Annotated in this window: 1 protein-coding gene (only partly in view); it reads left to right on the top strand. The window is 70.9% G+C overall.

Translation table 11 applies throughout. The features are described 5' to 3' along the window. Positions 1-12,518, top strand: the 3' end of a protein-coding gene (locus LXM88_RS00660) for an SDR family NAD(P)-dependent oxidoreductase (RefSeq protein WP_262531134.1). Its footprint begins 18,037 nt before the window's first position; only the last 12,518 of its 30,555 coding nucleotides appear in the window; its start codon lies beyond the left edge, outside the window; its stop codon occupies positions 12,516-12,518.

Genomic DNA, 12,518 nt, shown 5'->3' with positions numbered 1-12,518 from the left:
TGAGCGAATACGGCTACGACTCGGTGCAGTTGACCGAGCTGACGAACCAACTCAACGCGGCGTTCGGCTTCGAATTGACGCCGGCGCTGTTCTTCGAATTCCCGACGCTGCAAGCGCTCGCCCAGTATCTGTTGCGCACCGAGCGCGAGCGGCTCGCGCGCGTCTGGCCAGCGACGGTGGCGAGCCACGCCGTGGCGGCACCGTCGGCGGCTGCCACGGTCGTGGCAGCGGCGGCGGTCACACCCGCTGCGGCGACGACGCAAGGCACCGCCACGGCCCACGCGAACGAGCCGATCGCGATCGTGGGCCTGAGCGCCTGCATGCCGATGGCCGAGGATGCCGACGCGTTCTGGCAGAACCTGCTCGACGGCCGCGATTGCGTGACCGAGATTCCGGCGAAGCGCTGGGATTGGCGCGCGGTGGCCGCCGAGCTGGCGGGCGGCGAAGGCAGCACGCGCGTGAAGTGGGGCGCCTTCATCGACGGCGTCGACGAGTTCGATCCGCTGTTCTTCGGCATCTCGCCGCGCGAGGCGTTGGTGATGGATCCGCAGCAGCGCCTGTTGATGACCTACGTCTGGAAGGCGATCGAGGATGCCGGTTATGCGTCGGAGTCGATCTCGGGCAGCCGCACGGCGCTGTTCGTCGGCACCGGGCTGAGCGGTTACCAGAACCTGTTCTCGGCCGAGGCGCGGGCGGGCGAGGGCTACAGCGCGACCTCGGTGGTGCCGTCCATCGGCCCCAACCGGATGAGCTACTTCCTGAACCTGCACGGTCCGAGCGAGCCGATCGAGACGGCCTGCTCCAGTTCGCTGGTGGCGATCAACCGCGGCATCGCGGTGCTGCGCGACGGCACCTGCGAGATGGCGATCGTCGGCGGCATCAACACGATCGTCACGCCCGATGCGCATGTGAGCTTCAGCAAGGCCGGCATGCTCAGCGAGGACGGCCGCTGCAAGACCTTCTCGGAAGCCGCCAACGGCTACGTGCGCGGCGAGGGCGTGGGGATGCTGGTGCTGAAGCGTCTGAGCGACGCGCAGGCGGCCGGCGATGCGATCTACGCCGTGATCCGCGGTGGCGCCGAGAACCACGGCGGCCGGGCGAGTTCGCTGACGGCGCCCAACCCGCAGGCGCAGGCGGCCCTGCTGACGGACGCGTATCGCCGCTCGGGTGTCGATCCGCGCACGGTCAGCTATATCGAGGCACACGGCACCGGCACCAAGCTCGGCGATCCGGTGGAGATCACTGGCTTGAAGAGCGCGTTCGCAAACCTCGGCGTCGAGTCGGGCGAGCAGCCGTTCTGCGGGCTCGGTTCGGTCAAGAGCAACATCGGCCACCTGGAGCTGGCCGCGGGCGTGGCCGGCGTGATCAAGGTGGTGATGCAGATGAAGCACGCCACGCTGGTCAAGAGCCTGCACAGCGAGCCGGAGAATCCGTATATCGGTTTGTCGGGCAGCCCGTTCTATGTGGTGCGTGAAAACCGTCCGTGGGTGGCGCCGGTCGACGAGGCGGGCCGACCGCTGCCGCGTCGCGCGGGTGTCAGCTCGTTCGGCTTCGGTGGCGTGAACGCGCACGTGGTGCTCGAAGAGTACGTGGCGCCGGAGGAGCAGGCGGCACGGCCAAGCGGCCCGGCGCTGGTGGTGCTGTCGGCCCGCACGGAAGCGGCGCTGACCGAACGCGCGGCGCAGCTGCTCGCGTGGCTGGAACGCAACCCCGACGCGGATCTGTACGCGCTGGCCTATACGTTGCAAGTGGGCCGCGACGCGATGGACGAACGCCTGGCCTGGGCGGTGGATTCGCTCGACGAACTGCGCGAGCGGCTCGGCGCGTTCACGCAGGACGGCCGGCTCGGCAGCGGCGTGCGCGGTCAGGTCAAGCGCAACAAGGACGCGCTCGCCGGCCTGACCGGCGACGACGATATGGCCGTGCTGCTCCAAAGCTGGCAGCAGAAGGGCAAGTTCACGCGCCTCCTGGGCGTGTGGGCGAAGGGTATCGCGGTGAAGTGGGACCGGCTCTATCAGGGTCCGCGTCCGCGCCGTCTGCATCTGCCGGCCTATCCGTTCGCCCGCGAACGGCACTGGGTGGAGCCGGGCGCGACGACGACGGCAGGCGCGGCGCCGGTGCTCGGCGCAGCGCAACTGCATCCGCTGCTGCATGCCAACACCTCGAGCCTGGAGGCGCAGCGTTTCAGCTCGCAGTTCGACGGCAGCGAGCCGTTCCTCGCCGATCACGAGGTGCAGGGCCGGCGCGTGCTGCCGGGCGTCGCCTATCTGGAGATGGCGCATGCCGCGCTGGTGCGCTCGGGCGCCTGCCGCGCCTCGGATCGCGTCCAGTTGAATCAGGTGGTCTGGTCGCGGCCGTTCACGGTCGAGCCGGGCACGCCGCAGGCGGCGCATATCGACTTGCAGGCCGAGGACGACGGCCGCGTGAGCTTCGAGGTCTACAGCGGCGATGCGACCGGTACGGCGCGCCGCGTGCATGGCCACGGCGTCGCGCAGGCACGGCCGCACGCCGAAGCCGCGCCGCAGACGCTCGATCTCGACGCGCTGCGTGCGCGCATGCGGCGCGCGAGCTTCACGGCCGCGCAGTGCTATGCCGCGTTCGACCGGCTCGGGCTCGTCTACGGGCCGAGCCATCGCGGCCTGGCCGAGCTGCATGCCGGCGAGCAGGAGGTGCTGGCGCGGCTGGCGTTGCCGGCGCTGCCGGCCGGCATGACGCTGGCGCCGGGGCTGCTCGATTCGGCGTTGCAGGCCGCGATCGGGCTGGTGCTGGGCGCCGACGGCGAACTCGCCGACGCGACCCCGATGCTGCCGTTCGCGCTGCGCGAGCTGGACGTGCTGGCGCCGTGCCAGCGCGAGATGTGGGTATGGGTCGCCGCCGCCAAGGACGGCAGCACGGCGGTGCGCAAGCTCGACATCGCGCTGCTGGACGAAGCGGGGCGCGTCTGCGTTCGGCTGAACGGCTTCGCGTCGCGCCGCGTCGATGCGACCGTCGCGCAGGGCGAGTCCGGCCACGACGACGAGGCGTGGCATGACGAGGACCTCGATGCCGGCCACGGCGAGGACGCGACGCTGATGCTCGCGCCGGTCTGGCAAGCGGCCTCGCTGCAAGCCGGCGCGTCGGCACCGGTCGCCCGCCGTGAGGTGATGCTTTGCGGTTTCGAGGCGCAGCTCGCTGGCGAGCTGTCGGCGGTGCTGGCCGACACGCGCTGCGAGGTGGCGCCGGTAATCGGCGACGACCTCGGCGCGCGCTATCACGGCCTGGCGCGCCACCTGTTCTCGCGACTGCAGGCGCTGGCAGCCGAGACGCCGGCGTCGGACGTGCTGGTGCAGGTGGTCGTGCCGCTGACGGGTGAACTCGCGGTGCTGGCGGGCCTGTCCGGCCTGCTGAAGACGGCGCGGCTCGAATATCCGCGTCTGAAGACGCAGCTGCTGTGCCTGCCGGCCGAGATGAACGGCGTGGTGATGGGCGATCTGCTGCGCGAGGAAGGCGAGCAGGCCGCGCCGGCCGCGCTGCTGCGTTATCGCGACGGCGTGCGCGAGGTTCGCGTGGCGCGGGAGCTCGCGCAGGCGCCGGCCAGGCCGATCTGGCGCGAGGATGGCGTATATCTGATCACGGGCGGTGCCGGCGCGATCGGGCTGGTGTTCGCCGGCGAGATCGTGGCGCAGGCGCCGCGCGCGACGGTGATCGTGAGCAGCCGCTCGGCACTCGATGACGCTTCGCAAGCGCGGCTCGCCGCGCTCGGCGAGCGCGTCGTGCATCGCCGCGTGGACGTGACGGATGCGGCGGCGGTGAATGCGCTGGTGAAGGGCATCGTCGTCGAGTTCGGGCGGCTGGACGGCGTGTTGCACGGCGCCGGGCTGCTGCGCGATGCGTATCTGGCGAACAAGAGCGTGGAGGAACTGGACGCGGTGCTGGCGCCGAAGGTGGCCGGTCTCGTGAACCTGGATCAGGCCACGCGCGACGTGCCGCTGGAGCTATTCGCGGCGTTCTCGTCGCTGGCGGGTTACGGCGGCAATCCGGGGCAGGCGGACTACGCGGCGGCGAACGCGTTCATGGATCACTATGTGATCGCGCGCGCCGAGCGGGTAGCGCGTGGCGAGGCGAGCGGGCGCAGCGTATCGGTGAACTGGCCGCTGTGGGCGGAAGGGGCGATGCGTCCGGACGCGGCGAGCATCGAGCTGATGCGCCGCACGGCGGGGCTGGTGCCGCTGGAGAACGCGGCGGCGCTGGAGGCGTTCGCGCAGGCGGTGGCGGGCGATGCGGCGCAAGTGCTGGTGGCGGCGGGCGAACGGGAGAAGCTGCTGACACTGCTCGGCGCGGCCGTGGACGACGCCTCCGACGCACCCGACGTGAGCGAAGCCGCCGCGCAGGCGGCGCCCGGTGCCGGAGTGGATCTGTCGCGCGTGGTCGGCGCGGCGCTCGTGAGCCGCGTGTCCGCGTTGATCAAAGTGAAGCCGGAGGACATCGATCTTGACGAGGAACTGGCCGGTTACGGCTTCGACTCGATCTCGCTGACCGAGCTGGCCACCGAATTGAACCGAACCTACGACCTGGACCTGATGCCGACGGTGTTCTTCGAGCATCCGACGCTGGCGGCGCTCACGGCCTATCTGGTCGACACGCACCGCGAGACGATGGCGCGCCATCTGGCGCCCGTCTCCGCCACGGCACCGGCCGCCGCGGCCAAGCCGGAGCTGCGCGCGGCAGCGAGCGCGCCGTCGACGCGACGCGTCCGGGCCAAGGCGCCGCGTCGCCGTGTCGAAGCCGACGACGAGCCGATCGCGATCGTGGGCCTGAGCGCCTGCATGCCGATGGCCGAGGATGCCGACGCGTTCTGGCAGAACCTGCTCGACGGCCGCGATTGCGTGACCGAGATTCCGGCGAAGCGCTGGGATTGGCGCGCGGTGGCCGCCGAGCTGGCGGGCGGCGAAGGCAGCACGCGCGTGAAGTGGGGCGCCTTCATCGACGGCGTCGACGAGTTCGATCCGCTGTTCTTCGGCATCTCGCCGCGCGAGGCGTTGGTGATGGATCCGCAGCAGCGCCTGTTGATGACCTACGTCTGGAAGGCGATCGAGGACGCCGGTTATGCGTCGGAGTCGATCTCGGGCAGCCGCACGGCGCTGTTCGTCGGCACCGGGCTGAGCGGTTACCAGAACCTGTTCTCGGCCGAGGCGCGGGCGGGCGAGGGCTACAGCGCGACCTCGGTGGTGCCGTCGGTCGGGCCCAACCGGATGAGCTACTTCCTGAACCTGCACGGTCCGAGCGAGCCGATCGAGACGGCCTGCTCCAGTTCGCTGGTGGCGATCAACCGCGGCATCGCGGTGCTGCGCGACGGCACCTGCGAGATGGCGATCGTCGGCGGCATCAACACGATCGTCACGCCCGATGCGCATGTGAGCTTCAGCAAGGCCGGCATGCTCAGCGAGGACGGCCGCTGCAAGACCTTCTCGGAAGCCGCCAACGGCTACGTGCGCGGCGAGGGCGTGGGGATGCTGGTGCTGAAGCGTCTGAGCGACGCGCAGGCGGCCGGCGATGCGATCTACGCCGTGATCCGCGGTGGCGCCGAGAACCACGGCGGCCGGGCGAGTTCGCTGACGGCGCCCAACCCGCAGGCGCAGGCGGCCCTGCTGACGGACGCGTATCGCCGCTCGGGTGTCGATCCGCGCACGGTCAGCTATATCGAGGCACACGGCACCGGCACCAAGCTCGGCGATCCGGTGGAGATCACTGGCTTGAAGAGCGCGTTCGCAAACCTCGGCGTCGAGTCGGGCGAGCAGCCGTTCTGCGGGCTCGGTTCGGTCAAGAGCAACATCGGCCACCTGGAGCTGGCCGCGGGCGTGGCCGGCGTGATCAAGGTGGTGATGCAGATGAAGCACGCCACGCTGGTCAAGAGCCTGCACAGCGAGCCGGAGAATCCGTATATCGGTTTGTCGGGCAGCCCGTTCTATGTGGTGCGTGAAAACCGTCCGTGGGTGGCGCCGGTCGACGAGGCGGGCCGACCGCTGCCGCGTCGCGCGGGTGTCAGCTCGTTCGGCTTCGGTGGCGTGAACGCGCACGTGGTGCTCGAAGAGTACGTGGCGCCGGAGGAGCAGGCGGCACGGCCAAGCGGCCCGGCGCTGGTGGTGCTGTCGGCCCGCACGGAAGCGGCGCTGACCGAACGCGCGGCGCAGCTGCTCGCGTGGCTGGAACGCAACCCCGACGCGGATCTGTACGCGCTGGCCTATACGTTGCAAGTGGGCCGCGACGCGATGGACGAACGCCTGGCCTGGGCGGTGGATTCGCTCGACGAACTGCGCGAGCGGCTCGGTGCGTTCACGCAGGACGGCCGGCTCGGCAGCGGCGTGCGCGGTCAGGTCAAGCGCAACAAGGACGCGCTCGCCGGCCTGGCGGCCGACGAGGACCTGCCGGCACTCCTGGCTACCTGGATCGCCAAGGGCAAGTGGGACCGGCTGCTGTCGATGTGGGCCAAGGGCCTCACGCTCGACTGGCGCACGCTGCACGCGTCGCCGACGCCGCGGCGCCTGCATCTGCCGGTCTATCCGTTCTCGCGCGAGCGTTACTGGGCCGAGACGAAGCCGGCGGCACGCATCGCGGCGAGCGCGGCGCCGGTGCTCGGCGCGGCGCAACTGCATCCGCTGCTGCATGCCAACACCTCGAACCTGGAGGCGCAGCGTTTCAGCTCGCAGTTCGACGGCAGCGAGCCGTTCCTCGCCGATCACGAGGTGCAGGGCCGGCGCGTGCTGCCGGGCGTCGCCTATCTGGAGATGGCGCATGCCGCGCTGGTGCGCTCGGGCGCCTGCCGCGCGTCGGATCGCGTCCAGTTGAATCAGGTGGTCTGGTCGCGGCCGTTCGCGGTCGAGCCGGGCACGCCGCAGGCGGTGCATATCGACTTGCAGGCCGAGGACGACGGCCGCGTGAGCTTCGAGGTCTACAGCGGCGATGCGACCGGTACGGCGCGCCGCGTGCATGGCCACGGCGTCGCGCAGGCACGGCCGCACGCCGAAGCCGCGCCGCAGACGCTCGATCTCGACGCGCTGCGTGCGCGCATGCGGCGCGCGAGCTTCACGGCCGCGCAGTGCTATGCCGCGTTCGACCGGCTCGGGCTCGTCTACGGGCCGAGCCATCGCGGCCTGGCCGAGCTGCATGCCGGCGAGCAGGAGGTGCTGGCGCGGCTGGCGTTGCCGGCGCTGCCGGCCGGCATGACGCTGGCGCCGGGGCTGCTCGATTCGGCGTTGCAGGCCGCGATCGGGCTGGTGCTGGGCGCCGACGGCGAACTCGCCGACGCGACCCCGATGCTGCCGTTCGCGCTGCGCGAGCTGGACGTGCTGGCGCCGTGCCAGCGCGAGATGTGGGTATGGGTCGCCGCCGCCAAGGACGGCAGCACGGCGGTGCGCAAGCTCGACATCGCGCTGCTGGACGAAGCGGGGCGCGTCTGCGTTCGGCTGAACGGCTTCGCGTCGCGCCGCGTCGATGCGGCTGTCGCGCACGACGACGACACGCTGTTGCTGGCACCGGCATGGCAGCCGATGGCGCTGCCGTCGGACGCGCCGACCGTGCCGGTCGCGCGCCGCGTCGTGCTGTTGTGCGGTTTCGGCGGGCAATTGCTGGGCGAGCTGTCGGCGGTGCTGGCCGACACGCGCTGCGAGGTGGCGCCGGTAATCGGCGACGACCTCGGCGCGCGCTATCACGGCCTGGCGCGCCACCTGTTCTCGCGACTGCAGGCGCTGGCAGCCGAGACGCCGGCGTCGGACGTGCTGGTGCAGGTGGTCGTGCCGCTGACGGGTGAACTCGCGGTGCTGGCGGGCCTGTCCGGCCTGCTGAAGACGGCGCGGCTCGAATATCCGCGTCTGAAGACGCAGTTGCTGTGCCTGCCGGCCGAGATGAACGGCGTGGTGATGGGCGATCTGCTGCGCGAGGAAGGCGAGCAGGCCGCGCCGGCCGCGCTGCTGCGTTATCGCGACGGCGTGCGCGAGGTTCGCGTGGCGCGGGAGCTCGCGCAGGCGCCGGCCAGGCCGATCTGGCGCGAGGATGGCGTATATCTGATCACGGGCGGTGCCGGCGCGATCGGGCTGGTGTTCGCCGGCGAGATCGTGGCGCAGGCGCCGCGCGCGACGGTGATCGTGAGCAGCCGCTCGGCACTCGATGACGCTTCGCAAGCGCGGCTCGCCGCGCTCGGCGAGCGCGTCGTGCATCGCCGCGTGGACGTGACGGATGCGGCGGCGGTGAATGCGCTGGTGAAGGGCATCGTCGTCGAGTTCGGGCGGCTGGACGGCGTGTTGCACGGCGCCGGGCTGCTGCGCGATGCGTATCTGGCGAACAAGAGCGTGGAGGAACTGGACGCGGTGCTGGCGCCGAAGGTGGCCGGTCTCGTGAACCTGGATCAGGCCACGCGCGACGTGCCGCTGGAGCTGTTCGCGGCGTTCTCGTCGCTGGCGGGTTACGGCGGCAATCCGGGGCAGGCGGACTACGCGGCGGCGAACGCGTTCATGGATCACTATGTGATCGCGCGCGCCGAGCGGGTAGCGCGTGGCGAGGCGAGCGGGCGCAGCGTATCGGTGAACTGGCCGCTGTGGGCGGAAGGGGCGATGCGTCCGGACGCGGCGAGCATCGAGCTGATGCGCCGCACGGCGGGGCTGGTGCCGCTGGAGAACGCGGCGGCGCTGGAGGCGTTCGCGCAGGCGGTGGCGGGCGATGCGGCGCAAGTGCTGGTGGCGGCGGGCGAACGGGAGAAGCTGCTGACACTGCTCGGCGCGGCCGTGGACCAACCCGCCGACGACGGGTTCGAAGCATTCGAGGCAGAACAGAAGGCCGACGACGCGTATCAGGCGAACCCGGCCGCCATGGCGACGGCCGAGATCCCGGCCGCGCGTCAGCCGGCTGCCGGCGGCGCCGACCTGTCGCGCATGGTCAGCGCAGCGCTGCTGGATCAGGCGTCGGTGCTGATCAAAGTGAAGCCGGAGGACATCGATCTTGACGAGGAACTGGCCGGTTACGGCTTCGACTCGATCTCGCTGACCGAGCTGGCCACCGAATTGAACCGAACCTACGACCTGGACCTGATGCCGACGGTGTTCTTCGAGCACCCGTCGCTGGCGGCGCTCACGCGCCATCTGGTCGACGCGCATCGCGAGACGATGGCGCAACACTTCGCGCCGGCGGTGGAAGCCTCGGATGTGGCTGTGGCCGAGCGCCCGGTGGCGCCGGCGGTGATCCGGCCGGTCCAGCCGGCCCGGCGCGCGCCGGCGAAAGCGGCGCGTCGCCGCGCCGCGCCGTCCGAGGCGCCGGCAGCGGCCATCGCACCGGCCCGGGCGCCGCTCGACGAGCCGATCGCGATCGTGGGCCTGAGCGCCCGCATGCCGATGGCCGAGGACGCCGACGCGTTCTGGCAGAACCTGCTCGACGGCCGCGACTGCATCGAGGAAATTCCTGCGATGCGTTGGGACTGGCAGGCCGTCTACGGCGATCCGACAGACGACGCGGGCCGTACCCGCGTGAAGTGGGGCGGTTTCATCGACGGCATCGACGAGTTCGATCCGCGCTTCTTCGGCATCTCGCCGCGCGAGGCGCAGGTGATGGACCCGCAGCAGCGCCTCCTGATGACGCATGTCTGGAAGGCGATCGAGGATGCAGGCTACTCGGCGCAAGCGCTGTCGGGCAGCCGCACCGCGCTGTTCGTCGGCACCAGCCTGAGCGGCTACGGCAATCTGCTCGCGCAGTCCGCGCAGGCGCAGGCGGCTTTCACCTCGACCTCGGTGGTGCCGTCCATCGGCCCCAACCGGATGAGCTACTTCCTGAACCTGCACGGTCCGAGCGAGCCGATCGAGACGGCCTGCTCCAGCTCGCTGATCGCGATCAACCGCGGTATCGCGGTGCTGCGCGACGGCACCTGCGAGATGGCGATCGTCGGCGGCATCAACACGATCGTCACGCCCGATGCGCATGTGAGCTTCAGCAAGGCCGGCATGCTCAGCGAGGACGGCCGCTGCAAGACCTTCTCGGAAGCCGCCAACGGCTACGTGCGCGGCGAGGGCGTGGGGATACTGGTGCTGAAGCGTCTGAGCGACGCGCAGGCGGCTGGCGATGCGATCTACGCCGTGATCCGCGGTGGCGCCGAGAACCACGGCGGCCGGGCAAGTTCGCTGACGGCGCCCAATCCGCAGGCGCAGGCGGCCCTGCTGACGGACGCGTATCGCCGCTCGGGTGTCGATCCGCGCACGGTCAGCTATATCGAGGCACACGGCACCGGCACCAAGCTCGGCGATCCGGTGGAGATCACCGGCTTGAAGAGCGCGTTCGCAAACCTCGGCGTCGAGTCGGGCGAGCAGCCGTTCTGCGGGCTCGGTTCGGTCAAGAGCAACATCGGCCACCTGGAGCTGGCCGCGGGCGTGGCCGGCGTGATCAAGGTGGTGATGCAGATGAAGCACGCCACGCTGGTCAAGAGCCTGCACAGCGAGCCGGAGAATCCGTATATCGGTTTGTCGGGCAGCCCGTTCTATGTGGTGCGTGAAAACCGTCCGTGGGTGGCGCCGGTCGACGAGGCGGGCCGACCGCTGCCGCGTCGCGCGGGTGTCAGCTCGTTCGGCTTCGGTGGCGTGAACGCGCACGTGGTGCTCGAAGAGTACGTGGCGCCGGAGGAGCAGGCGGCACGGCCAAGCGGCCCGGCGCTGGTGGTGCTGTCGGCCCGCACGGAAGCGGCGCTGACCGAACGCGCGGCGCAGCTGCTCGCGTGGCTGGAACGCAACCCCGACGCGGATCTGTACGCGCTGGCCTATACGTTGCAAGTGGGCCGCGACGCGATGGACGAACGCCTGGCCTGGGCGGTGGATTCGCTCGACGAACTGCGCGAGCGGCTCGGCGCGTTCACGCAGGACGGCCGGCTCGGCAGCGGCGTGCGCGGTCAGGCACAACGCAACAAGGACATGGTGTCGAGCCTGGCGGCCGACGAGGATCTGCCGGCACTCCTGGCTACCTGGATCGCCAAGGGCAAGTGGGACCGGCTGCTGTCGATGTGGGTCAAGGGCCTCACGCTCGACTGGCGGATCTTCTACCCGACGCGTCCGCCGCGGCGCCTGCATCTGCCGAGCTACACGTTCGCGGTCGAGCGTTACTGGATCGAGCCGGCGCCGGCCGATGCCGTGAGGTCGGCGCCGGTGTCGGCGCAAAGCCCGGCCCCGGCACCGGCCGCGCCCGTCGCGGCGGCAGTGGCCGAGGCGGGCGGCGATACGCTGCTGGCGCGCGTGTGCGCTCATGCCGGGCGGCTGTCAGGCCTGCCGGCGGAGCCGTTCGCCATGCACTCGCTGCACGAATTGGGCCTCGATTCGGTGTTCCTGCTGCAGTTGTCGTCGGCGCTGATCGCCGAGTTCAAGACGCGGGGCGTGACGCTCGAGAGCGCGGCGCTGCTGCGTTGCGCGAGCGCGGCCGAACTCGTGGCCTGCATCGAGCAGACCGTCGGCGCGGACGCGTCGACGCAAACCGCCGCGCAGGCGACCGAGGGCGAACCGCATGGCGTCCCGGCCGATTTTCCGGCCGCCGTCCAGCCGCAAGAGGAGCAGGGCCGTCGGCGCCTCTACGCGATTCCCGCCGCGGCCAGCGAGCAGACGCAGCCCGTCGAGCCGCCGCTGCGCCGCGACCCGCGCAACCAGTTGTGCGAGGCGCTGCGAATCGCGGCCGTCGAACCGGCGCGGCTCGACGCGAAGCTGGTAGTGGACGAATCGCACGCGTTCTTCTTCGACCATCCGCTCGACCACGTCTCCGGCCTGCATCTGGGCGCGGCGATGAGCGAGGCGGTGCAGGCGGCCCATCTGCATCGGCACGGCCTGCCGGCCGACACCGCGCTGTTCGTCTCGCAAGTGCGGCTGCATTTCGTCGACCTGTGCCGCAAGGAGCCCGGCGCGACAATCCACGTGAGCGCCGCCGCCGGCACATCCGACGCGTATCGGGCGCAGGTGATCCAGAACGACCGCGAAATGGCGCATGCCGAATTCGTGGTGAGCGCGGTGCCGCCGCGTCCGCCGCGCGCGTCCGACGAGATGCCCGAGCGCGCCGAGCCGGCGCCCGCGCGCAGCCTCAACAAGCTCGATGCGGCCAACGTGCTGCTCAGCGAGGCGCGCAGCGAGGCCGGCCAGCCGAGCTGCGCGCTCGTGATGCAGCCGGACAACGCGTATTTCGGCGATTTCCCGGCGCCCTGGATCGACATCGTGGTGCTGGCCGAGGCCGCCCGTCAGTCGATGCGGCTGTTCACCGCCGAGAACCGGCTGGCGGCCAGCCTGCCGGCGCGCGGCGAGGCCACACGCGACGTGCTGAAGACGCTGCACGTCGCGCTGGATCGGCCGCTGTACTGGGACGACGCCGTGGAGCTCGTGTTCGAGCGCAACGAAGTCACCGAGGTCGGCGATGCCTCGCATTTGCGCATCGACGGCGTGTTCGTGGCGGACGGCCAGCCGTGCGGCCGGTTCTCCACCAGCGCCTTGTCCCTGAGTGCCGCCTTGCAGGAAGCGTGGGCACGGCGCGCGATCTGA

Source organism: Burkholderia sp. S-53 (genome assembly GCF_025560745.1).
Taxonomy (GTDB): domain Bacteria; phylum Pseudomonadota; class Gammaproteobacteria; order Burkholderiales; family Burkholderiaceae; genus Burkholderia; species Burkholderia pyrrocinia.
This window is presented reverse-complemented; position numbering and strand designations above follow the sequence as displayed.